Genomic DNA, 23,880 nt, shown 5'->3' with positions numbered 1-23,880 from the left:
TCAGGCCGGACAAACCCCGGCCTGACCTTAGAAACGATCCTTCACGAGATGGGTCAGGGTAGCGCCCGTCTCGTAATAGGTCTGCCGCAGCCCGGCAAATGGCAGGCTATGGCTCTGCACCGGTGCGACAGGCAGGCAGGCCTCGTCCCCGGACAAAAGGGCCCGTGCCATGCGCGTTCCGAACAGGGTGCCCGGACAGATCCCGCGCCCCGAATAGCCAAAACAGGCATAGCCGCCGTCCAGCCTTTGAATCTTGGGCAGATGCTCGGTTGTCATGCCGATCCGTCCGAACCAGGTCTGTCGCAGGGGCGCATCTGCCAATGCCGGAAACAGCTGCGCAATCTTTCGCCTCAGCCAACTGAGGTGGATGCCCTTTCCGACGTGGTCCAGCGCCCCCATGGCGCCAATGATCAACCGACCTTCCTGATCGCGTCGCCAGGATGACATGACGAGGGCCGAATCCCAGCACCCTTCCAGGCCGGGCAAAAGCTGGTCGAGAATGTGATCCGGCAGCGGATCGGTCGCTGCCTGAAAATAGTGAACCGGAATCAGATCGGGTGTTTGAAGACCCTCGATTGCCAGAGCATAGCCGTTGGTTGCAACGATCATGTGTCTGGCCCGGACGCGCCCTTGCGGCGTGATGATGTCCCATATGTCGCCGTTTCGCGTGGCGCTGAGCGCCGGGGTTTCGGCATGAAGCTTGGCCCCTGCGCCCACTGCCGCCCGAGCCAGCCCCCGCGCGTAAGACAGCGGCTGAATGGTCCCGGCTCGTGGATCAAACAACGCGCCGAATACACGCTCGGATCCGACACGTGCCTGCGCCTCCTCAGCATCCAGCAACCGGACGGGCGCGCCAATCGCGCCGAGTTGCTCAAAGCGGCGTGTCAGGTCCTTCATCCCGGCAGGTGCATGGGCACAGTGCAACGTGCCCTTGCGCACCGGCTCGCAAGCGATCTGGTATTTTTCGATCAGCCCATAGACCATATCCGGCGCATCCGCCAAAAGGGATGACAACCTGCGGCCCGCGTCCGCACCGATCTGAGCATTGATGTCCTCGGGCGGCAGCCAGAGGCCCGCATTGGCCAGCCCGACGTTGCGCCCGGATCCGCCGCTCCCAAAGGCTCCGGCTTCCAAAAGGCGCACCTCGGCACCCATCTGGGCGGCTTCAAGCGCGGCTGAACAGCCCGTGTATCCACCGCCGATCACAACCAGATCGGCCGTCACCTCATCACTCAGGGGCGGTGCGGTGACCTGCTCCCGGCAGGTGTTGCTCCAAAGGCTGGAAGAGAGGTCTGATGTCAAAACAGGGGCGCTCCGGGGGTATGTGGTGAATCGGCCTAATCGCATCATTTGCGAGTGGGCTACACGAGGCGATACCGCAATTGGGGCCATCTTGCCGAGAGGAAAATGAAGCCTGAAGTATGTTTTCTTTGCGCGCCAAAGGCTTCCGGCTGAGGCTGATCGGCGTGATCCGGATCGCCCAGGTGCACAGAATTCTGGCCAGAAGGAATGTGCGGTTCAGATCTCAAAACTGTTACGCTGCGAATGATTGCATTGCGCCCTCATATCGCCCACAAACGCGAAAATCGGAATGTTTGGAGACCTCTATGAAACCGGTGGAAATCTACACCTCACCCCTGTGTGGCTTTTGCCACGCGGCAAAGCGCCTGCTGAAACAGAAGGGCGTGACCTTTTCCGAGGTCGACGTCATGATGAACCCTGGCCGCAAGTCCGAGATGATTGAGCGGGCGAACGGCGGCCGCACCGTGCCGCAGATCTTCATCGGGGAGACCCACGTGGGCGGTTGTGATGATCTTTATGCGCTGGAGCAGGCCGGTAAACTGGACGCGCTGCTGGCGGATTAACCGGGAGTGACCCAGGATGCGTGCTGCGCTGCTGCAGATGACCTCAAGCGACGACCCGACCGAGAACCTTGAAGCGGTTCAGGCCACGATGGCCGAGGCTGTCGCCCAGGGGGCAGGGTTTGTTCTGACGCCCGAAGTCACCAATTGCCTGTCGACCAGCCGCACGCATCAGAAGGCTGTTCTGTGCCATGAGGAAGACGATCCCACCCTCGCGGCTCTTCGGGATGAGGCCGCCAAGCATGGGATCTGGCTCCTGATCGGATCGCTGGGCGTGAAGACCCACGATGCGGACGGGCGCTTTGCCAACCGTCAGTTCCTGATCTCGCCGGATGGAGAGATCACGGCGCGCTATGACAAGATCCATATGTTCGATGTGGAGGTAACGCCCGAGGAAACCTACCGCGAATCGGACGGATATCGTCCCGGCACCCGCGCTGTGGTGGCTGACACCCCCTTTGCGAAGGTCGGCATGACCATCTGCTATGACGTGCGCTTTCCTCATTTGCACCGGGCGCTGGCCAAGGGAGGTGCGCAGATCCTGACGGTTCCGGCGGCGTTTTCGCATGTTACGGGTGCGGCCCATTGGCATGCGCTGTTGCAAGCGCGCGCGATCGAGACCGGCTGCTATGTGCTGGCGCCTGCCCAGACCGGGACCCACAAGGCCAGCCGGGGCGCCGCGCGCCGCACCTACGGGCATTCGCTGATCGTGGCGCCCTGGGGAGAGATCCTGGCCGACGCGGGCACCGATCCGGGGATTGTCTACGTTGATCTCGACATGGGAAAAGTGGCACAAGCACGCAAACGTGTTCCTGCGCTCACCCATGACCGAGAATTTGACGGACCCTGATGGAAGAAACCCATTCCCTGGCCGTTTCGCTGTTCAGCGAAATCCTGATGGCCGAACAGCTTGCCAAATCGCGGCTGGGCAAAGCGTTGCCCAAGGGGATGGAGCTGTCGCATTTCTCGGTTCTCAATCATCTGGCGCGTGCGGGGCTTGAGCGCTCGCCTGCGCAGCTTGCAAAGGCCTTTCACGTCACCCGCGGCGCCATGACCAATACGCTGAACAAGCTCGAGATGGCGGGATATGTCCATATCCGTCCCGACTGGGACGATGCCCGGCGCAAGATGGTTGCGATCAGCCCTGCCGGACGTCAGGCCCGCGATGCGGCGCTGGCCAGTATCGTCCCGGTGATTTCTGAGGTGGTCGAGGAACTGGGAGGAGACCGCGTTCGCGCCGCTCTGCCAATCCTGCGAGAGCTGCGCGCCAAGCTGGAAGACGATTGACGGCGCACCGGAACCGTTCAGGCTTTTCCTAAGGGTGAAATCCAAGTCTAGGGCTCAATCAAGCCTTGTGGCATTCGAGATGGTCTTGCTACAAGATCCCGTTACGTTATCAAAAAAGAAGGCATTTTCATGAGGATTTTCATACGGAGCAAATCGCTTGGCCAAGTGATCACACTTGCGCTTGGGTTGAGCCTTCCTTTCGCAACATCGGCTTTTGCCGACGATTGTATTGAATTTTCCGGGGAGTGCATCAAGCCTCACAAGACATACCTGTCTTTCAAAGTGGAAGGAGAGAGCTTTTCTCTGGAAGGGATCGAGCAGTTCAAGAAGCTTCAGGCCATTACGCTGGCGGGTGAAGGCTACCAAGGCGATCCGATCGACGTAAGCCCGCTTGCTAATTTCGAAAACTTGACCTCTTTCAGTGCGCGTGGCGTGTCTTTGACCGGGCTAGAGGCATTGAGCCAAACAGGCATCACTGAGTTAAGCCTGTCAGAAACCGGGACACAGGACTTCGCTTTTTTGGAGGGGCTTGAAGACCTGATCTCTCTTAACACCGATATGCTGACCTCGCCCCGGCAAATCCCGGTGTTAGCGCTGACCCGGTTGAAAGGTCTCACCATCGACGGTCCGCGCTTGCAGGACCTTGAAGGTCTTGATCAGGCAGAAGGTTTGGCGTGGTTGGCGCTTCATAACACTGATTTGAAAGATCTGGAGGGGGCCGGACATAAACCGTATCTGGAGATGCTCAGCTTGAACGGCAGCAAGACTGAAACCCTTGATGGATTGGAGCCTGGGGATGCGCTTCTTGGGTTTCATGCAGACAGAAGCGCACTTGTCGATATCGGGGCGCTGGCTTCTGCTCCGAACCTTATTGAGGTTCAAATCGAAGAGACCCCGCTGGCCGATATCTCACCTTTGGCAGGAGCACATAACCTTGAGAAGCTCATGGCCAAAGACAGCAATGTTGAGGATATTTCCGCTCTTTCTGAAAAGAGCAGCTTAAAGAACCTGTCTTTGACCAACACTCAGGTGAGTGATTTGAGCCCAATCTCTGGAAACACAAACCTGGTGCTATTGGGGATTTCAAACACGCAAGTGACCGATCTGTCCCCGCTTTCCGGTCTGACGAATCTTGTCGGTCTCTGGCTGAATGAAACCAAGGTTCAGGATTTTTCACCTCTTATGCCGCTCGCGAGAAACAGACTGGGCGCCCGTATCGGCAGCGACGAGCACATGCAGGGGGAAAGGTTGATCCAGTTCATCGAAGCAGGCGGTACGGCCAAGGACTGACGGCGGGCCATTGACCAGCTGTCGTCTGGTGGGCAAGGCTTTCGTTGCGACATGGGGCATTTAGGCTCCTAGTTGAAGAAGCCATGGGATCAGACAAAGAAGAAAGGGATGCCCGACGAGGGCATCCCTTTCTCGAATTACCCCATCCGGTTCCGTGAGTGAGGGGCAATCCCATCGGGACTGCCTGGACAACCATCAGGCAAAGCATTCACTCGGTTCTGGGCTTGTGCCCGGCGCCGGCTGGAAAACCCAACCGAACGAATAGTGGATATTCTATTAATCAGAGTGGACCAAGCATCCATTAGGATGGCCCACCTATCCTTTCGTATAGGCGTGCCGTCCGCTGGCGGTTCAGGCGGCGGGTTTGGTGCTTGCTGTCACGTAATTCACAGATAGATCGCGCGGCGAAATCGACCAGGTCCAGGTGATCGGATTGAAGACGAAACCCTTTCGGTCGACCGGTTCCAACCCCGCCTTGCCGAGCAGATCGAACAGCTCATCCGGGGTGATGAACTTGTTCCACTCATGGGTGCCGCGCGGCAGCCAGCGCATCACCACTTCTGCGCCAAAGATCGCCATGACATAGCTTTTGGGGTTGCGGTTGATCGTCGAGCAGATCTGCAAACCGCCCGGTTTCAGAAGCTGCTGGGTTGCCGTCAGATAGCTGAGCGGGTCAGCAACGTGTTCTACCACCTCCATGTTCAGCACCACGTCGAACTGTTCGCCCGCTTCTGCCAGAGCCTCGGCAGTGGTGTGGCGATAGTCGATCTCAAGGCCGGACTGTTCGGCGTGAATGCGGGCAACCGGCAGGTTTCCGGTCGCAGCGTCGGCGCCTACCACCTCGGCCCCAAGCCGCGCCATGGGTTCGGACAACAGGCCGCCGCCACAGCCGATGTCCAGCAACCGCAATCCCTTGAAGGGTTCGGGCTGGGTCAGATCTCGGCCAAACTCACCCGCGATCTGCCTTGTGATATAGTCCAACCGACAGGGATTGAGCATGTGAAGCGGTTTGAATTTGCCATTTGGATCCCACCATTCCGCAGCCATGGCTTCGAATTTGGCGATCTCTGACGGATCTACCGTGGATTGAGGCGCTTGCATTCCTGTCTCCGTATGTTCTTTTGTGCCTATTAGACTAGTTAGGTCAGTAATGGACAAATACTCGGACCAAAAGCGCGCAGTGCAGTATCTTTATCCCCCGGTCGATGCCTACGACCAGCGCATGCTGGATGTTGGGCTGGGCCATAGCATTTATGTAGAGCAATCCGGCAACCCCAAGGGTATCCCCGTGGTGGTGTGCCATGGCGGCCCTGGTGGCGGCAGCAGCCCGGCGATGCGGCGCTATTTCGACCCGAAACTTTATCGGGTGATTCTCTTTGATCAGCGTGGCTGTGGCCGCTCGCGCCCCCATGCATCCTGTGAGAACAACACGACCTGGCATTTGGTTGCCGACATGGAGGAAATCCGTCGCACGCTGGAGATCGACAGCTGGCTTTTGTTTGGTGGTAGCTGGGGCGCGACGCTGGCGCTGATTTATGCGCAGACCCATCCCGACAGGGTGCAGCGGATGATCCTGCGCGGCGTTTTCCTGATGACCCAGGCGGAACTGGACTGGTTCTACGGCGGCGGCGCCGGGCGGTTCTGGCCGGAAACCTGGCAGCGGTTTGTCTCCCTGATCCCGGATGCAGAGCGGGGCGATATGATCGCGGCCTACAACAAGCGCTTGTTTTCAGGGAACATGCAGGATGAGATTCGCTATGGACGCGCCTGGTCGGCCTGGGAAAACGCGCTGGCCTCGGTCCATTCCAACGGGCACGGCGGGGAAAGTCCCGGCGACTATGCCCGCGCCTTTGCCCGGCTCGAGAATCACTATTTCATCAATGGCGGGTTTCTTGACTTCGATGGTCAGATCCTCGCCAATATGGGACGGATTTCACACATCCCCGGCATCATCGTGCAAGGGCGGTATGACATGATTTGCCCACCGACCTCGGCCTGGCGCCTGAATGAGCTGTGGCCAAATGCGGAGTTGAAAATGATCCGCAATGCAGGTCATGCCTTGTCAGAGCCGGGAATCAGCGCTGAACTGGTGCGCGCGATGGACCGGATTGCCGAGGAGCTGCTGCCATGACCCGTATCGACCGCCGCGCGCTGTTCACCTCTGGTGCGGCTGCTGCCTTGCTGGCGGCCACCGGCACCTCGCTGGCGGCTGCGCCCCGTGCGGGCGGCGTTCTGCGTCTTGCTGTTCCCCGTCAGGATGGATTGATGGAGCAGGTCGCAATGGGTGCGATCTTTGACACCTTGACCGAGATTGCGCCCGATGGTGTGTTGCGGGCCGAGCTGGCCGAGGCCTGGCACAGCAGCGCGGATGCCAGAACCTGGTTGTTTGACCTGCGCCGTGATGTGCGCTTCCATGATGGCCAACTGCTGACCGCCGCTGATGTCGTCGCCTCAATCGGCGGCAGCACGATTGACGGGGTCGAGGTTGCATCGGTTCAGCAAGTGGCGGAGCACCGGATCGAAATCGCTCTGACTTCTGCAAATCCGCATCTTCCTTATCTTTTGGCCAATCCTGCACTCTCGATTGCCCGAGGCGGTCAGCTGGATCTGCCGCTCGCACAGGCGGTCGGTACCGGCTGCTACCGGGTTGAGCGTGCGCAGGACGGTCGTCACTTTCGCGCGGCCAAGGTAACGGATCACTACAAGGCCGGTCAGGCCGGCTGGGTAGAAAACATCGAGGTGATCGTGATCCCTGATGCGCAGGTCCGTGCCGAGGCGCTGCGCGATGGATATGTGGATGTGGCCGCCTTGCCCGCGCCGGAAGGGCTGATTGAAAAGGGCGGCTTTCTCTATCATCCTTCGGCCAGCGACATGGCGCTCGCGGCACGGTCGGACGTGGGGATTCCCCGCACCGTCGGCAGTCGCACGGCGCTGGATGACGGGCGGATTGCCGAGCGCTGGTGGCGGATCTGAGCCCCTCTCAAGCTGCCGTCTGAACTTCTCCTTGCAGATTCGCCCCATCAGGCGTATATGCCTGTCACAACAGCGGCGCGTTGGGCTCTGGTCCAAAGCTCCACCGGGAATTTCAACGGGCCGCGCGCCCGTTTTTTTGTGTCCGAAAGACAGCTGGAACCCGAATGACCAACGACCTGATTGCCAAAGCCGCGATTGACCGCCGCCTTGCCGAGATCATCACCCCGGTGATCGAGGACATGGGCTATGAGCTGGTCCGCATCCGGCTGATGTCCGGCAAGACGACGACCCTGCAGATCATGGCCGACAAGCCCGATGGCGGCATCGAGGTGGATGACTGCGCCGAGATCTCGAACGCGGTCAGCGCCGTGCTGGACGTGGAAGACCCGATTCTGGATGCCTATGCGCTTGAGGTCTCCAGCCCCGGCATCGACCGACCGCTGACGCGCCTCAAGGACTTTGACATGTTCGAAGGCTACGAGGCCAAGCTGGAAACCGCCGAGCTGATCGACGGCCGCCGCCGCTTCAAGGGTGAACTGGCCGGCGTCGAGGATGACGAGGTTCTGATCAACATCGAGGAACACGGCGAAACCGTGACCATCGGTCTGAAATTTGATTGGTTGAGCGATGCCAAGCTGGTCCTGACCGACGATCTGATCAAGGAAATGCTGCGCCAGCGCAAGGCGGCCGGCACGCTGAACGAAGACGCTTTTGACGACGTTATCGAAGATGCGCCCCTTGAGGGCGAGGTGACCGAAGGGTCCGAAGAGGAGAACAAGTAATGGCCATCACCTCTGCAAACCAGCTTGAGCTGTTGCAAACCGCCGAAGCCGTGGCGCGCGAAAAAATGATCGACCCCGGTCTGGTGGTCGAAGCCATGGAAGAAAGCCTCGCCCGAGCGGCCAAAAGCCGTTACGGCAGCGAGATGGATATCCGCGTGTCCATCGACCGCAAGACCGGCAAGGCGACCTTCACCCGCGTGCGTTCGGTCGTGGCGGATGAGGATCTGGAAAACTACCAGGCCGAGTTGACCGTCGAGCAGGCCAAGCAGTACATGGCTGACCCGCAGGTGGGCGATACCTATGTGGAAGAGGTGCCGCCGGTCGAAATGGGCCGGATCGCGGCCCAGTCGGCCAAGCAGGTGATCCTGCAGAAAGTGCGTGAAGCCGAACGGGATCGCCAGTACGAAGAATTCAAGGACCGCGCGGGCACGATCATCAACGGTCTCGTCAAGCGCGAAGAATTCGGAAACGTCATCGTCGATGTGGGCGCTGGCGAAGCGATCCTGCGTCGCAACGAAAAGATCGGCCGCGAAAGCTACCGCCCGAACGACCGTATCCGCTGCTACATCAAGGACGTGCGCCGCGAACCGCGCGGCCCGCAGATCTTCCTCAGCCGCACTGCGCCGGAATTCATGGCGGAATTGTTCAAGATGGAAGTGCCGGAAATCTATGATGGTATCATCGATATCAAGGCCGTTGCCCGTGATCCGGGTTCCCGCGCCAAGATCGCCGTCATTTCCTATGATGGCTCGATCGATCCCGTCGGCGCCTGTGTCGGTATGCGCGGCAGCCGCGTGCAGGCCGTGGTGAACGAACTGCAGGGTGAAAAGATCGACATCATCCCTTGGAACGAGGACCAGCCGACCTTCCTGGTGAACGCGCTGCAGCCCGCAGAAGTCACCAAGGTGGTTCTGGACGAAGAGGCCGGCAAGATCGAGGTCGTGGTTCCCGAGGAACAGCTGAGCCTTGCCATCGGCCGCCGTGGCCAGAACGTGCGTCTGGCCTCGCAGCTGACCGGTCTCGACATCGACATCATGACCGAAGAAGAGGAATCGGCGCGCCGCCAGAAGGAATTCGAGGCCCGCACCGCGCTCTTCATGGAAACCCTGGATCTGGACGAGTTCTTTGCCCAGCTTCTGGTGTCCGAAGGCTTCACCAACCTCGAAGAGGTCGGCTATGTCGAGCTGGACGAGCTGCTGGTCATTGACGGCGTCGATGAAGGCACCGCCGAGGAACTGCAGGCCCGTGCCCGCGACTACCTTGAGGCGCAGGCCAAGGCTGCAATCGATGCCGCCCGTGCGCTGGGCGCAGAGGACAGCCTCATTGACTTTGACGGTCTCACTCCCCAGATGGTGGAGGCGCTGGCCAAGGATGGCATTCTCTCGCTAGAGGACTTTGCCACCTGCGCCGACTGGGAGCTGGCCGGTGGCTGGACCACCGATGGCGGCGAGCGCGTCAAGGACGACGGTATTCTGGAACCCTTCGGCATGTCGCTCGAAGAGGCTCAGGACATGGTGATGACGGCCCGCGTGCTACTTGGTTGGGTTGACCCTGCCGAGCTGGAGCCGGAAGTCTCCGAAGAAGACGTCGATGGCGAGGAAGCTGAAGAAGAGGGCGCCGGGGCCTGATCCCGGCGGCTTTCGGTAAGGAGAGGCTGAATGGCTCGTGGTGGCGCGGCAAAAGACCGAAGTGATGGTCCGGAGCGCAAGTGCATTGCAACAGGTGAGATCCAACCGAAAGAGGGTCTCATCCGCTTTGTGCTTGGGCCGGATGGCCAGGTTGTTGCCGATGTGTTAGGTAAACTGCCCGGTCGCGGGGTTTACGTGACAGCGAGCCGCTCTGCCCTAGATATGGCAGTCAAGAAGCGGCTGTTTGCCCGTGGCTTCAAGGCCCCGGTGAACGTGCCCGAGGGGCTTGTGGATGAAGTGGAGCGTCAGGTTCTGCGCCGCCTTGTCGATCTGATCAGCCTCGCACGCAAGTCGGGCGATGCGGTTGGCGGCTATGAAAAGGTCAAGGATTGGCTGCTGAAAGAGGAAGCTTCCGTCCTGATACAGGCGTCCGATGGATCTGGGCGCGGAAAATCGAAACTGAGTACGCCCCACCGGGGAAAATACATCGGTTGCCTCTCTGCGGATGAGCTGGGGATGGCATTTGGGCGTCAAACTGTGATACATGCGGCGCTTGCCTCTGGTGGACTCAGCAAACGTGTTGTAGAGGAAGCGCAACGATTGCAGGGTTTGCGCGAAATGGTGGGCGGCAAGGGCCGCACGGAAGGATAAAGAGCTTTATGAGCGATAGTGACGGCAAAAAGACATTGGGTTTGCGTGGTGGTGGTTCCCGGCCTGGGAACGTGAAACAGAGCTTCAGCCATGGGCGGACCAAGAATGTCGTGGTGGAAACCAAGCGCAAGCGCGTTGTGGTTCCCAAGCCGGGTGCGGGTAAAGGGGGCAGCGGGTCCTCGCCTGCGACGGACGGCTCTCGTCGCCCTGCCGGTATTACCGATGCGGAAATGGCCCGCCGCCTGAAGGCGCTGCAGGCTGCCAAGGCGCGCGAAGCCGAAGAGGCTGCCCAGCGTGAGGCCGAAGAAAAGGCCCGCGCCGAAGAGCGTGAGCGCCGCCGGGCCGAACAGGAAGCCAAGGAACGCGAACAGCGCGAAGCCGAGGAAAAAGCCCGGCAAAAGGCTGAAGAAGAAGAGCGCAAGCGCCTTGCGGCAGAAGAAGCGGCCAAACGTGCTGCCGCTGCACCTGCCGAAGAGCCTGCAAAAGCGAAAACGGCCGCTGCTGGCGCCGGGCGTGGTGCGCCAAAAGGGGGCGCTCAGGCTGCCCCGCGCAAAGCGGACCGCGAGCGCGAAGAGCGTGGCCGTGGTGTCAAGAGCCGCGACGAGGGACGCCGCTCAGGCAAGCTGACACTCGGCCAGGCGACTGGCGAAGGCGGGCGTCAACGTTCCATGGCTGCGATGAAGCGCAAGCAGGAGCGTGCACGCCAAAAGGCCATGGGTGGCTCGGTCGAGCGCGAAAAGGTGATCCGCGACGTACAGCTGCCCGAAACCATCGTGGTGTCCGAGCTGGCAAACCGTATGGCGGAACGTGTTGGTGATGTCGTGAAATCGCTCATGCAGATGGGCATGATGGTCACACAGAACCAGACCATTGATGCTGATACTGCCGAGCTGATCATCGAAGAATTCGGCCACAAGGTTGTCCGTGTCTCCGACTCCGACGTCGAGGACGTCATCAAGGAAGTCGAAGACAAGGAAGAAGACCTGCAGCCGCGTCCGCCCGTGATCACCATCATGGGCCACGTCGACCACGGCAAGACGTCCTTGCTGGACGCTATCCGCGACGCGCGCGTCGTGGCAGGCGAGGCTGGCGGTATCACGCAGCACATCGGTGCCTATCAGGTTCAGACCGAAGGCGGAGCAGTGCTGACCTTCCTCGACACGCCGGGCCACGCTGCCTTTACCTCGATGCGCTCGCGCGGTGCTCAGGTGACGGACATTGTGGTTCTGGTTGTGGCCGCGGATGACTCGGTCATGCCGCAGACGGTTGAAGCGATCAACCATGCCAAGGCCGCGGGTGTGCCGATGATCGTGGCGATCAACAAGGTCGACAAACCGGCCGCCGATCCTCACAAGGTGCGCGCAGAGTTGCTGCAGCACGAGGTGGTTGTCGAAGCCATGTCCGGTGACGTTCAGGATGTGGAAGTCTCGGCGCACACCGGCCAGGGGCTTGACGAACTGCTTGAGGCCATCGCGCTTCAGGCGGAAATCCTCGAATTGAAAGCCAACCCCGACCGTGCTGCCCAGGGCGCCGTGATCGAGGCGCAGCTTGACGTGGGTCGTGGTCCGGTTGCGACCGTTCTGGTTCAGAACGGTACCCTGCGCCAAGGCGATATCTTCGTTGTTGGCGAGCAGTACGGTAAGGTCCGTGCCCTGATCAACGACAAGGGCGAGCGCGTCAAGGAAGCTGGACCCTCTGTTCCGGTCGAGGTTTTGGGTCTCAACGGCACTCCCGAAGCAGGTGACGTGCTGAACGTGACCGAAACCGAAGCGCAGGCGCGTGAAATTGCCGCCTACCGTGAGCAGGCCGCCAAGGACAAGCGCGCTGCTGCCGGTGCTGCGACCACGCTTGAGCAGCTGATGCAGAAGGCAAAGGAAGACGAGAACGTCGCCGAACTGCCTGTCCTGGTGAAAGCGGACGTGCAGGGTTCTGCCGAAGCGATCGTTCAGGCGATGGAGAAGATCGGCAACGAAGAGGTGCGCGTGCGCGTGCTGCACTCGGGCGTCGGCGCCATCACCGAGACCGATATTGGTCTGGCCGAAGCCTCTGGCGCTCCGGTTTTTGGCTTCAACGTGCGAGCCAATGCCTCGGCCCGTAATACCGCCAATCAGAAGGGCGTCGAGATCCGCTATTACTCGGTGATCTACGATCTGGTTGATGACGTCAAAGCCGCCGCTTCGGGTCTGCTCTCTGCGGAGATCAAGGAAAACTTCATCGGTTACGCCGCGATCAAGGACGTCTTCAAGGTCTCCAACGTCGGCAAGGTTGCCGGCTGTCTGGTTACCGAAGGCGTGGCGCGCCGTTCGGCTGGTGTGCGCCTGCTTCGCGACAACGTGGTGATCCACGAAGGCACGCTGAAGACCCTCAAGCGCTTCAAGGACGAAGTGGCAGAGGTCCAGTCGGGTCAGGAATGTGGTATGGCCTTTGAGAACTATGAAGACATCCGCGCAGGCGATGTCATCGAGATCTTCGAGCGTCAGGAAGTCGAGCGTAAACTCGACTGACCGCCAAGAAGCAGAAATGGACAAAAGCCCCGGATTCCGCATCCGGGGCTTTTTCGTTTGATAGCTTGCCTGTGTGGGCTGCAGGAACGTAGCATTCACTCAAAAAAGTCGAGGACAGCCAATAGGCTGCCCTCTGGGTGCGTGAGTGGTTGGTTGTCTTTTGCCGCGGAACTTGAGGGAAACGGGGGGCGCCTGTGCGCAACGCCCACCTGTCTGCGGTTGGTTTTGTTATGTGCCTGTATGAATCAGCCTCGGACCAGGATAGCCCGGTCTTGTTCAACTTGGTGTATCCTGGTCCTTCTTCAGGGAGACTTAGGAGAGGTTCACTGCGTGATAGTGTGACTATTTTTTGACAAAAAGATTAACAAATTCTTTCCAAGTTTAATCGAAAACCACCAACACTGGTGTTTCTACCGTAAAAAACCCCTAGATCGGCCAAAAAAACATGACATGTCCTGAACTGCCCGCTGTGCCGACGCCGTGTTTGTTAAGATTTAACGCTCGGATGGATCAAAGCCAGTCACGCAGGATCGGGATCAGGGGAATATCCGCAGGTGGCATCGGGTAATCGCGCAACTCCTGCGGACGGGCCCACTTCAGCACCTGGCCTTCGCGCGCCTGGGGAATGCCTTCCCATTTGCGACAGGCGAACAGCGGCATCAGCAGGTGGAAGTCGTCATACGTGTGGCTGGCAAAGGTCAGCGGGGCGAGGCAAGAGGACCAGGTGTTGATCCCCAGTTCCTCTTCCAGTTCCCGGATCAGCGCAGCCTCAGGGGTTTCCCCGGCTTCGACCTTGCCGCCGGGGAATTCCCAAAGACCGGCCATGGACTTGCCTTCGGGGCGCTGCGCAAGCAGGATCCGCCCTTCTACGTCTATCAGGGCCACGGCCGAGACAAGAACGGTCTTCATGACCGGTAATCCGCGTTGATGCTGATGTATTGATGGGTCAGATCGCAGGTCCAGACCGTCGCCTTGCCTTCCCCAAGACCAAGATCGACCTTGATGGTGATCTCGTCCTGCTTCATCTGCGCCGCGCCGTCTGCTTCCTTGTATGAGGGGGAGACCCAGCCCTTGTCCGCGACCAGAACATCTCCGAAAGAGATCGACAGGCGGTCCCGATCCGCTTCTGCGCCGGATTTGCCAATGGCCATGACAATACGGCCCCAGTTGGGATCCTCGCCCGCGATCGCCGTTTTCACCAGCGGTGAGTTCGCAATCGCCATGCCGTGCGTCTTTGCCTCGGCGTCGGAAACCGCGCCGGTGACCTCGATCTCGACAAACTTGGTGGCGCCTTCCCCGTCGCGCACCACCTGATGCGCCAGATCCATCATCACGCCTTCGAGGGCCTGGGCGAATTCCGCATTCCCGGTGGCATTCACCCCCGACGCACCCGTTGCGCACAGCATCAGGCTGTCCGAGGTAGAGGTGTCGCTGTCCACGGTAATGCAGTTGAAGCTACGGTCGCAGATCTCGGCAAGCTGGGTCTGCAGGACGGTTTGTTCAACCTGTGCATCGGTGAAGATATAGACCAGCATCGTCGCCATATCCGGCGCGATCATGCCCGAACCCTTTGCGATCCCGGCGATGTTCACGGTCTTGCCGCCGATCGTGACCGTGGCACCAGCCCCTTTGGGAAAGGTGTCAGTGGTCATGATGGCGGCTGCGGCCCGCTCAAGGGTGCTCTCATCCAGGCTTTGGGTCAGCTCTGCGATCTTTGCGATGATGCGATCATGGGGCAGTGGTTCTCCGATCACGCCGGTGGAGGCGGTAAAGACCCGCGATTGAGGGACGCCCGCACCCGCACTCACCGCTGAGACGATCTCAGCCACCGAAGTCTGACCGTAGTGACCGGTAAAGGCGTTGGAATTACCCGAGTTGACCAGAATGGCCGCGCCCAGGGCTGGGTCGGACCCCAGCTTGGCCTGACAATCCCGAACCGGTGCGGACCGGGTTTTGGACCGGGTGAAAACCCCCGCGACGGCGGTACCGGGATCAAGAGCCGCCATCATGACATCCGTGCGGTCCTTGTACTTTACGCCCGCCGATGCGGTGGCAAAACGCACGCCTTTGATCACGGGAAGGTCAGGGAAGTGGTCCGGTGCAAGCGGGGAACGGGGAAGCGTACCAGCCATCTGATCAGTTCCTCACCAGGCCAAGATCCCGGATCATCGAAGGATCCAGCTCTTCAATTTCGGGCCGTTCGATGGCGGCGGCGGCTGTCAGCGCATTTACGCGGTCTTCGACGGCGCGGGTGCGCAACTCCTGTTCCAGTTCGCCGCGGACTTCTTCAAAGCTGGGCGCCTCGGATTTGCGCCGCTCCCTCAACAGGATCACGTGCCAGCCGAACTGGGTTTGAACAGGGTCGGAAACATCGCCCGAGCGCATGGCCAGAACGGCCTCTTCAAACTCGGGAACCATGCTGCCAAGGCCGAACCAGCCCAGGTCTCCGCCGCTTGGTCCCGAAGGACCGGTTGAGCGCGTTTTGGCCATGGTGGCAAAATCGGCGCCGTCTTCCAGTTCTTCCTTGATCTCGCGGGCTTCGTCCTCGGTTTCAACCAGGATATGGGCGGCGTGGAATTCATCGCCGCCATTGCCGGTGGAATACTTCCGGTCATAGGCCGCACGCAGCGCTTCTTCGCTGGCGGCCCCCTCCATCACGGTCTCGATCACATCCGCTGCCAAAAGGGCGCGGCTTTCGTTCTCGACGGAGAGCTGCACGTAGTGCGGAACCTCGCCATTGAGCTGTTGCTTCAGGGCCGTTTGCTGGATCAGCTGGTCGAGAATCGCATTGTAGAGCACCTCATCCGGCAATTGCTTGTACTGCTGGGGCAGGCTTTCGCGTGCCATGATCATGTGGCCCAGAGTGATTTCTTCTCCGTTGACCGAAGCAACGACCGTATTGGCATGTGGCGCCGCCAGCGCCGGAGTGGCGGCGAGCGCGATCAGGGCCGCTGCAGCGGAGCCTCGCAGAAAAGTGAGACCTTTCAGCATTGAATTCTTCCTATTCCCGGGCCGCAGCATGGCGCGGCGTTGACACTTATATAGCTGCCGCTTACATCGCCTAGGGGCTATTGGGCAGCACCGTCGTTTCCACCTTTGTTTATGGGTTGCGGGCAGGGCGGGCAAGCCTGCCTGAGAACGGAAGCCATGACAGGACTGTTGGAGAGCACATGCTGGGTATCGGAACACTCGCCAAAAAGATTTTTGGCACACCGAACGACCGGAAAGTCAAGGCGACGCGGCCGCTGATTGCAAAGATCAACGCGCTGGAGTCCGAGTTCGAGAAACTCAGCGATGAGGGCCTCATAGAGAAGACCGGCGAGCTGCGCAAACGCGCGCTGGAGGGCGAAAGTCTGGATGATCTTCTGCCCGAGGCCTTTGCCAACGTCCGCGAAGGGGCGCGCCGTGCCTTGGGGCTGCGCGCTTTTGATACGCAGCTGATGGGCGGTGTCTTTCTGCATCAGGGCAATATCGCCGAGATGAAGACGGGTGAAGGCAAGACTCTGGTTGCGACCTTCCCCGCCTACCTAAATGCGCTGACCGGCAAGGGTGTGCATGTGGTCACGGTGAACGAATACCTGGCCAAGCGCGACAGCGAATGGATGGGCAAGGTATTCGAGCAGCTGGGCATGACCACCGGCGTGATCTGGTCCGGCCAGCCCGACGATCTGAAGATGGCCGCCTACCAGTCCGATGTGACCTATGCCACCAACAACGAACTGGGCTTTGACTACCTGCGCGACAACATGAAGCCGAGCCTGGACCAAGTGTTCCAGAAGCAGCACAACTTTGCCATCGTGGACGAGGTGGACTCGATCCTGATCGACGAGGCGCGCACGCCGCTGATCATTTCCGGCCCCGCCGAGGACCGCTCGGAGCTTTACGTGACCATCGACAAGGTGATTCCGGTTTTGAGCGAGGAGCACTACGAGGTCGATGAGAAAACCCGCGGTGTGACCTTCACCGAAGAGGGCAACGAATACCTTGAACAGGTCCTGATCGAACATGGTCTGCTGGACGAGGGCGCCTCGCTTTACGATCCCGAAAGCACGACGGTTGTTCATCACGTCAACCAGGCACTGCGCGCGCACAAGCTGTTCCAGCGTGACAAGGATTACATCGTCCGCGACGGCGAAGTGGTGCTGATTGATGAATTCACCGGCCGGATGATGGCCGGGCGCCGCCTGTCCGAGGGCCTGCATCAGGCGATCGAGGCCAAGGAAGAGGTGCAGATCCAGCCCGAGAACACCACCCTCGCGTCGGTCACCTTCCAGAACTATTTCCGCCTTTACGACCGCCTTTCCGGCATGACCGGCACCGCCATGACAGAGGCCGAGGAATTCCAGGAGATTTACGGTCTGGGCGTGGTCGAGGTTCCGACCAACAGGCCAATCGCGCGGGTGGATGAGGATGATCAGGTCTACCGCACGGCCGCCGAGAAGTACCGCGCCATGATCGAGGAAACCAAGACCGCCCACGCCAAGGGGCAGCCGGTTCTTCTGGGCACCACATCGATCGAGAAATCGGAACTTCTGAGCCAGCTTCTGAAGCAGGAAGGCATCGAACACAACGTTCTGAACGCTCGTCACCACGAGCAGGAAGCGCAGATCGTCGCCGACGCAGGCCGCCTTGGCGCAGTGACCATCGCCACCAACATGGCCGGTCGCGGCACAGACATTCAGCTGGGTGGCAACGTCGAGATGAAGGTCATGGAGGCCCTGGAGGCCAATCCGGATGCCGATCCCGTCGCTCTGCGCGCCGAGGAGGAAGCCAAACACGCGACCGAAAAACAGAAGGTTCTCGACGCGGGCGGTCTTTTCGTCATGGCCTCCGAACGCCACGAAAGCCGCCGGATCGACAACCAGCTGCGCGGTCGTTCGGGCCGTCAGGGTGATCCGGGCCGCACCCGGTTCTATCTCAGCCTCGAAGACGACCTGATGCGCATCTTCGGCTCTGAGCGTCTGGACAAGGTCCTGTCCTCCCTTGGCATGAAGGAAGGCGAGGCGATCATCCACCCGTGGGTGAACAAGTCGCTGGAACGCGCCCAGGCCAAGGTCGAGGGTCGCAACTTCGACATGCGCAAGCAGGTTCTGAAATTCGACGACGTGATGAACGACCAGCGCAAGGTGATCTTTGGCCAGCGCCGCGAGATCATGGCCGCACAGGATCTGTCCGAGATCATCCAGGACATGCGCCACGAGGTGATCGACGATCTGATCGATACCTATATGCCACCCAAGACCTACGCCGATCAGTGGGATACCGAGGGTCTGCAGGCTGCCGTGCGGGAGGGGCTTTCCATCGATGCGCCCATCGTTGAGTGGGCGGCCGAGGAAGGCGTGGACGACGAACAGATTCGCGAGCGCCTCGAAGCGGCCAGCGATGCGATGATGGCGGAAAAGACCGAGGCCTTCGGTCCCGAGAACATGCGTCAGATCGAAAAGCAGGTCCTGCTGCAAACCATCGATGCAAAATGGCGCGAGCATCTTTTGACCCTGGAGCATCTGCGCTCGGTCGTGGGCTTCCGCGGCTACGCGCAGCGCGATCCGCTGAACGAATACAAGAACGAAAGCTTCCAGCTGTTCGAAAGCATGCTCGACTCCCTTCGTGAAGATGTGACCAAGCAGCTGAGCCGTGTGCGCCCCATGAGCGACGAAGAGCAACGCGAGATGGTCATGGAGATGGCCGCTCGCCAGGCTGCCATGCAGCAGGCCGCCGCCGCGGCATCTCTGGAGGCTTCGGGTGAGGCTCCGGAAGCGGCAGCACCGGGTTTTGTCGAGAATGACCCATCCACCTGGGGCAATCCGTCCCGCAATGACAAGTGCCCCTGTGGATCAGGCAAAAAGTTCAAACACTGCCACGGTCGTCTGGCCTAGGCCAATCGGCGTTTTCGCCCGCTGCGGGCAATAACATTTTTTCACCCGCGCGATCCTTCGCGCGGGTGAAAACGTTAAAAGTCTCTTTATTTTGCCAGATTCTCTCCCGCGGGTGGCCACAAACTGGCCGCCTTTCTGGGGCAACCATTCCTTAACCTGTTGGTGGGGTGGAGCCTGTTACGATGGACAAGCGGATCTTGACGTTGAGTGGAGCAACTGTGGCCTGTGCCTTGGGCATCGGGTTCTTCATGCAGCAATCGACCCCGCCGCGTGCAATTGATGCGCCGGACGCCGGTGTGGCCTTGGTTCCGGGGCAGGACGACAAGGCGTGGCATGCGCTGCCGGCCGAACCCCAGCCGGGTGCGTTCAAGATCGAGAACATTACCCTGACCTCGGTGCAGCGGTCCGGCGAAGAGCAATCCCCGGACCAGGCGACCGAGACCTTCGCAAGCCCGTCCGAGGAAGGCTGCAGTGTCTCTGTCTCGGCAGTGGCCATGCCGGGGGCGATGGTGGACCTGTCTGCGTCGTCGCCCTGTCAGGCCGGAAAGCGCCTGACCGTGCATCATCACGGCATGATGTTCACGGTTGCATTCGATCCGGATGGTCTTTGGCATCAAAAGGTGCCCGCTTTGGCATCCTCTGCGGTCTTTATCATAGAGCCGGAACAAGGCTTGGCCGAGGTGGCAGCGGTCACGGTGCCGGATCTGAAGGATGTAACCCGTGTCGTTCTGCAATGGAGCGGCGACAGTGGTTTCGAGATCCATGCCCGCGAAGACGGCGCTGAATATGGCGCTCCCGGTCACGTCTGGAACGGTTCGGATCCGGCGCTTGGGGTTGGGCAAATGATGCGCCTCGGAGACGATGGGCTATTGGCGCCGCGCCTGGCCGAGGTTTACAGCCTGCCACGCCGCGGCGACGGTCTTGCGTCGGTCGATATCAGCGTTGAAACCGAGATTACCCAGATCAACTGCGGGCGCCAGATCGATGCCCAGACCCTCAGCCTTGGCCATGGGGGGGATAGACGCAAGCTGCGCACTCAGGATCTGACGCTTGCCATGCCCGATTGCGATGCCGAGGGTGATTTTCTGGTGTTGAATAATCTGCTGGAAAACCTGAAAATCGCGTCAAACTGACTTGCGATCATTTCAGGACTTCTCATGGCTTTCTTGCGTGCGGCGATCTGCGCCGCACTTTCTCTGTTTGCAAACGCCCTGCCCATTCTTGCGCAGGATGTGACGCTGTCGTCCCCTGATGGAGCGGTGGAAATCACCGGTAATCTTCTGGGGTTTGATGGTGAGTATTACCGTGTAGACACCAAATTCGGTGAATTGACCGTGGATGGATCAGGTGTGACCTGTGACGGCCCGGGATGTCCCAGCCTGTCCGATTTCGTGGCCGAGATCAGCCTTTCCGGCTCTTCCAACATGGCCGAGGTGCTGCTGCCCGCACTGATCGAAGGATTTGCCCTGCGCAATGGTTATCAGACGCGCCGTGACTCGCTGCCGGACGGCAATTTTGAATACGTACTGTTGCGCGACACAAATCGCCCGGCGGCCCGGTTCAGCTTCTTCGTCAGCAATACGGACGAAGGCTTTGCCGATCTCCTTGCTGATCAGGCGGATATCGTCATGGCCCTGCGTGAGATCCGTCCGGCCGAACGGGAGCGCGCCCGCCAGGCTGGCATGGGCGATATGACGGCTCCGGCGCGCAGCCGGGTGCTGGCCCTTGATGCCATGGTGCCGCTGGTCTCGCCGGAAAACCCGGTGCAAAGCATCTCTTTGCCGCAGTTGGTTTCGGTGTTTTCGGGAGAGATCACCAACTGGTCGGAGCTTGGCGGAGCAGATGCGCCGATTTCTTTGCATCTGCCGGTCGCCGGATCCGGACTGTCCCAGGCGGTAGAGGATAAGTTGATGGCACCGGCTGGTGCGGCTTTGGCTCAGGGTCTGCGTCGTCATGACCGCCACAGCACCCTGGTACGGGTGATTGCGACGGATCCTTTTGCGATCGGGATCGGAAGTTTCGCCAATACCGGAACGGCGCGGGCCTTGACGCTGACAGGGTCCTGCGGCTTTTCTTTGCGGGCGACGCGGCGGTCTATCAAGACAGAGGACTATCCGCTCAATTCTCCGATGTTCCTGTATCTCCCCGAGCGGCGTCTGGCCAAGGTCGCAAGGGATTTCCTGAGCTACGTGCGGGGGCCGGGGGCGCAGATCGTGATCCGCAGGGCGGGATTCGTGGATCAGGCACCTGAACGGATTTCCCTGGCAGCTCAGGGGGATCGTTTTGCCAATGCCATTGCGGCGGCTGGACCAGAAGTCGAATTGGGGGAACTACAGCGCATGGTGGCCACGCTGAGGGGCCACCAGCGGCTGACCACATCCTTTCGGTTCGAACCGGGGTCCACACGGCCCGATGCGCAGTCGCGCAGCAATATTGAACAACTGGGCCGTGCTCTGGAAGCCGGTGTCTATGACGCCAGCCGCCTACTGTTCGTCGGGTTTTCCGATGGGGATGGTCCTGCAGGGATGAACCGCCAGATTGCCCTGAGACGCGCCGAGGCGGTGAGGGATGCGGTCATAGAGGCCGCTCAGACCGCCAACATGGAGTGGGTGGACATTGATGTGGCGGCCTTTGGCGAGGCTCTGCCCATGGCCTGCGACGACAGTGCCTGGGGCCGGGAAGTGAACCGCCGTGTGGAGGTTTGGGTGCGCTAGGCTGTGCCGCCGTTCCGAACCGGTGCGTGGTGCTCCCGCGCGTTTGCCGCTGATCACGGATACATCGCAAACCCTTGGGCGTAGCGCCGCGCAAAGCGCGGCGCTACGCCCAAGTCCGTCAAGGGGGATCCGGCACAGCGGGAGCACCTGCGGGCGCGGGAGGGCCTGGCAGCTGTTGATCTAAAGGTAGCCTTGGCTGCGAAAGCTCAGTTCGCGGGATTTGCCAATGATCAGATGATCGTGCAGCGTGATCCCCAGTGTGTCCAGAGCTGTGAAAACACTCTCTGTCATCGCTATATCACTTTCGGAAGGAGTGGGATCTCCCGAGGGGTGATTATGTACCAGTATGACGGCGCTGGCATTCATCTCAAGCGCGCGTTTGGCAACCTCGCGCGGATAGACGGGCACATGGTCGACCGTGCCGCGGGATTGTTCCTCATCCGCAATCAGCACGTTCTTGCGATCAAGGAACAGCACACGGAACTGTTCAACCTCGGAATGGGACATGGTCGTGTGGCAATAGTCCAGCAGCGCATCCCAGCCTGAAAGCACGTGACGCTGAATGATACGCGCGCGGGCCATCCGGTGGGCAGCGGCCTCGAGCACCTTGAGATCTGTGATCACCGCTTCGCCGATCCCTTTGACCTGAAGAAGGCGCTCGGTCGGGGCGGTGATTACGCGGTTGAAGTCTCCAAACGTGTCCATCAGCCTGCGCGCCAGCGGTTTTACATCTTTTCTGGGAATGGAGCGGAAGAGGACAAGTTCCAGCAACTCATAGTCCGGCATGGCTGCCGCTCCGCCATCCATGAAGCGTTTGCGCAGCCGCGCGCGATGATCCTTGATGTAGGAGGGCAGGCGGCCTGCGGGCAGGAGGGCAGCGCGCGCCTCGTCACTGCAGTCGAACAGCGGTAGTGTCTTGTCCCGGAATGCGCCAGCTTTCCCCATGATCACCACGTTGGAGATATCAAGGTTGACTCTTTGCCCATTGTTGGCAGTCATCATGGTGGAAAGAAAAGGAAAACGCCCCGTTGCGGGGCGTTTTTGCGGTGGTATTCCGCTTTCACTTATCGTGGCTGGCGGGTGTCAGCCTTTCATGCCGTCCCAGAAACTCTTGACCGAGGAAAAGAAGCTGCGGGACTCCGGATTGGTGTTCTCTTCGGAGAGATCCTCGAACTCGCGCAGCAGCTCTTTCTGACGGGCAGTCAGGTTTACGGGCGTTTCCACGGCCAGTTCGATGAACATGTCACCGGGCGCGCCGCCGCGCAGGGCAGGCATCCCCTTGCCGCGCAGGCGCATCTGGCGGCCGGACTGGCTGCCTTCGGGGATCTGAACCCGGCCGCGACCGCCGTCTATGGTTGGCACCTCGATGGCTCCGCCAAGAGCCGCGTTGGCCATTGAGACAGGCACCCGGCAATAAAGGTTGTTTCCATCACGCTCGAACAGATCGTGCGGTGCAACCTCGACAAAGATGTAGAGATCGCCCGGAGGCCCACCGCGCAGGCCGGCCTCGCCTTCACCTGCCAGGCGGATGCGGGTGCCGGTCTCCACGCCTGCCGGGATATTCACCGAAAGCGAGCGATCCTTCTCGACACGGCCATGGCCATGACAGGTCTTGCAGGGGTTCTTGATGATCTGACCAAGGCCCGAACAGGTGGGACAGCTGCGCTCTACCGTGAAAAAGCCCTGCTGCGCGCGCACCTTGCCCATGCCGGAACAGGTGGGGCAGGTGGTAGGTTCCACCCCGCCTTCGGCGCCGGTGCCCTCACAGGAGGTACAGGCAACCGAGGTCGGCACCTTGATGGTCTTGTGCATCCCCTTGAAGGCTTCTTCGAGGGTCACACGCAGGTTGTAACGCAGATCGGCTCCGCGCGATGCGCGCTGACGTCCACCAGCCTGGCCACGGCCGCCCATGAAATCACCAAAGAGATCATCAAAGACATCCGAGAAGGCAGAGGAGAAGTCGCCGCCGCCGGGATGACCCCCGCGCGGGCCGCCGCCTCCGCCGCCCATGCCGTTTTCAAAGGCAGCATGGCCAAAGCGGTCATAGGCGGCCTTCTTCTCTGGGTCTTTCAGAACCTCATAGGCCTCGTTGGCCTCTTTGAACTGCGCCTCTGCATCCGGGTTGTCCGCGTTGCGGTCCGGGTGCAGTTCCTTGGCTTTCTTGCGATAGCCTTTTTTGATCTCGTCGGCGCTGGCGCCTTTTGAGACGCCAAGAATGTCATAATAATCACGTTTTGACATCGGTCTGTTCCTTCTGCCTCAACGAAAAACGGGCCAGCCCGGGGTGCGGACCGGCCCGTGGTCAAGCCTTTG

Annotated in this window: 20 protein-coding genes; 13 read left to right on the top strand and 7 right to left on the bottom strand. The window is 60.3% G+C overall.

Annotated features, from left to right (window positions below; translation table 11 throughout):
* Nucleotides 1-27: 27 nt before the first annotated feature.
* The gene (locus tag AADA15_RS07830) at nucleotides 28-1,302 is read right to left on the bottom strand and encodes an NAD(P)/FAD-dependent oxidoreductase (RefSeq protein WP_341640983.1); all 1,275 of its coding nucleotides are present in this window, start codon (nucleotides 1,300-1,302) and stop codon (nucleotides 28-30) included.
* 305 nt (nucleotides 1,303-1,607) lie between these two features.
* Between AADA15_RS07830 and grxC the strand changes: the two genes are divergently transcribed.
* From grxC to AADA15_RS07810, 4 genes are all read left to right on the top strand, one after another.
* Nucleotides 1,608-1,865 (top strand): glutaredoxin 3, encoded by a 258-nt coding sequence (gene grxC / locus AADA15_RS07825; protein WP_341640982.1) that lies wholly within the window; start codon nucleotides 1,608-1,610, stop codon nucleotides 1,863-1,865.
* Between the two features lie 16 nt (nucleotides 1,866-1,881).
* Nucleotides 1,882-2,712, top strand: a complete 831-nt coding sequence (locus AADA15_RS07820) for a carbon-nitrogen hydrolase family protein (RefSeq protein WP_341640981.1) — start codon at nucleotides 1,882-1,884, stop codon at nucleotides 2,710-2,712.
* Nucleotides 2,712-3,149, top strand: a complete 438-nt coding sequence (locus AADA15_RS07815; RefSeq protein ID WP_341640980.1) for a MarR family winged helix-turn-helix transcriptional regulator — start codon at nucleotides 2,712-2,714, stop codon at nucleotides 3,147-3,149. Before AADA15_RS07820 ends, AADA15_RS07815 begins: the two co-directional genes overlap by 1 nt.
* Nucleotides 3,150-3,278: 129 nt before the next feature.
* Complete coding sequence (locus AADA15_RS07810; RefSeq protein ID WP_341640979.1) at nucleotides 3,279-4,439, top strand: leucine-rich repeat domain-containing protein; 1,161 nt, start codon at nucleotides 3,279-3,281, stop codon at nucleotides 4,437-4,439.
* A gap of 351 nt (nucleotides 4,440-4,790) precedes the next feature.
* On the opposite strand, the gene ubiG is transcribed toward AADA15_RS07810, so the two are convergent.
* A complete protein-coding gene (gene ubiG / locus AADA15_RS07805; RefSeq protein WP_341640978.1) occupies nucleotides 4,791-5,540 on the bottom strand; it encodes a bifunctional 2-polyprenyl-6-hydroxyphenol methylase/3-demethylubiquinol 3-O-methyltransferase UbiG in 750 nt (249 codons plus the stop codon).
* A gap of 49 nt (nucleotides 5,541-5,589) precedes the next feature.
* On the opposite strand from ubiG, the gene pip reads away from it, so the two are divergent.
* The 6 genes from pip to infB all read left to right on the top strand — a co-directional run bounded on the left by pip (nucleotide 5,590) and on the right by infB (nucleotide 12,977).
* Nucleotides 5,590-6,570, top strand: coding sequence for a prolyl aminopeptidase (gene pip / locus AADA15_RS07800; protein WP_341640977.1), 981 nt, complete (start codon nucleotides 5,590-5,592; stop codon nucleotides 6,568-6,570).
* Nucleotides 6,567-7,412 (top strand): ABC transporter substrate-binding protein, encoded by an 846-nt coding sequence (locus tag AADA15_RS07795; RefSeq protein WP_341640976.1) that lies wholly within the window; start codon nucleotides 6,567-6,569, stop codon nucleotides 7,410-7,412. The genes pip and AADA15_RS07795 overlap by 4 nt, the downstream gene beginning before the upstream one ends.
* Nucleotides 7,413-7,576: 164 nt before the next feature.
* On the top strand, nucleotides 7,577-8,194 hold the full coding sequence (rimP, locus tag AADA15_RS07790) for a ribosome maturation factor RimP (protein ID WP_341640975.1): 618 nt from the start codon (nucleotides 7,577-7,579) through the stop codon (nucleotides 8,192-8,194).
* Nucleotides 8,194-9,822: a transcription termination factor NusA gene (gene nusA / locus AADA15_RS07785; RefSeq protein WP_341640974.1), complete on the top strand. Its 1,629-nt coding sequence runs from the start codon at nucleotides 8,194-8,196 to the stop codon at nucleotides 9,820-9,822. The genes rimP and nusA overlap by 1 nt, the downstream gene beginning before the upstream one ends.
* 30 nt (nucleotides 9,823-9,852) lie before the next feature.
* Nucleotides 9,853-10,473, top strand: coding sequence for an RNA-binding protein (locus tag AADA15_RS07780; RefSeq protein WP_341640973.1), 621 nt, complete (start codon nucleotides 9,853-9,855; stop codon nucleotides 10,471-10,473).
* Nucleotides 10,474-10,481: 8 nt separating this feature from the next.
* Nucleotides 10,482-12,977, top strand: a complete 2,496-nt coding sequence (gene infB / locus AADA15_RS07775) for a translation initiation factor IF-2 (RefSeq protein ID WP_341640972.1) — start codon at nucleotides 10,482-10,484, stop codon at nucleotides 12,975-12,977.
* Between the two features lie 510 nt (nucleotides 12,978-13,487).
* On the opposite strand, the gene mutT is transcribed toward infB, so the two are convergent.
* From mutT to AADA15_RS07760, 3 genes are read right to left on the bottom strand one after another with little or no spacing between them, the layout of a single operon-like run.
* Nucleotides 13,488-13,886 (bottom strand): 8-oxo-dGTP diphosphatase MutT, encoded by a 399-nt coding sequence (mutT, locus tag AADA15_RS07770; RefSeq protein WP_341640971.1) that lies wholly within the window; start codon nucleotides 13,884-13,886, stop codon nucleotides 13,488-13,490.
* Complete coding sequence (gene argJ, locus AADA15_RS07765) at nucleotides 13,883-15,109, bottom strand: bifunctional glutamate N-acetyltransferase/amino-acid acetyltransferase ArgJ (RefSeq protein ID WP_341640970.1); 1,227 nt, start codon at nucleotides 15,107-15,109, stop codon at nucleotides 13,883-13,885. The genes mutT and argJ overlap by 4 nt, the downstream gene beginning before the upstream one ends.
* A 4-nt stretch (nucleotides 15,110-15,113) precedes the next feature.
* A complete protein-coding gene (locus AADA15_RS07760; protein ID WP_341640969.1) occupies nucleotides 15,114-15,968 on the bottom strand; it encodes a peptidylprolyl isomerase in 855 nt (284 codons plus the stop codon).
* A 179-nt stretch (nucleotides 15,969-16,147) separates the two neighbouring features.
* Here AADA15_RS07760 and secA point away from each other — a divergent pair, with 179 nt between their 5' ends.
* The 3 genes from secA (at nucleotide 16,148) to AADA15_RS07745 (ending at nucleotide 21,567) form a co-directional block, all read left to right on the top strand.
* Nucleotides 16,148-18,853 carry a preprotein translocase subunit SecA gene (secA, locus tag AADA15_RS07755; protein WP_341640968.1) on the top strand — a complete coding sequence of 902 codons (2,706 nt, stop codon included), beginning with the start codon at nucleotides 16,148-16,150 and terminating at the stop codon, nucleotides 18,851-18,853.
* 182 nt (nucleotides 18,854-19,035) lie between these two features.
* Nucleotides 19,036-19,986, top strand: coding sequence for a hypothetical protein (locus AADA15_RS07750; protein WP_341640967.1), 951 nt, complete (start codon nucleotides 19,036-19,038; stop codon nucleotides 19,984-19,986).
* Between the two features lie 24 nt (nucleotides 19,987-20,010).
* A complete protein-coding gene (locus AADA15_RS07745) occupies nucleotides 20,011-21,567 on the top strand; it encodes a phosphate ABC transporter substrate-binding/OmpA family protein (protein ID WP_341640966.1) in 1,557 nt (518 codons plus the stop codon).
* Between the two features lie 180 nt (nucleotides 21,568-21,747).
* On the opposite strand, the gene radC is transcribed toward AADA15_RS07745, so the two are convergent.
* The gene (gene radC, locus AADA15_RS07740; RefSeq protein WP_341640965.1) at nucleotides 21,748-22,512 is read right to left on the bottom strand and encodes a RadC family protein; all 765 of its coding nucleotides are present in this window, start codon (nucleotides 22,510-22,512) and stop codon (nucleotides 21,748-21,750) included.
* Between the two features lie 138 nt (nucleotides 22,513-22,650).
* Nucleotides 22,651-23,808, bottom strand: a complete 1,158-nt coding sequence (gene dnaJ, locus AADA15_RS07735) for a molecular chaperone DnaJ (protein WP_341640964.1) — start codon at nucleotides 23,806-23,808, stop codon at nucleotides 22,651-22,653.
* Between the last annotated feature and the right edge of the window lie 72 nt (nucleotides 23,809-23,880).

It is taken from the genome of Phycobacter sedimenti (assembly GCF_038148855.1).
Classification (GTDB): Bacteria; Pseudomonadota; Alphaproteobacteria; order Rhodobacterales; family Rhodobacteraceae; genus Phycobacter; species Phycobacter sedimenti.
Note: the sequence above shows the minus strand (reverse complement) of the source record. Positions and strands in the feature narration are given on the sequence as shown.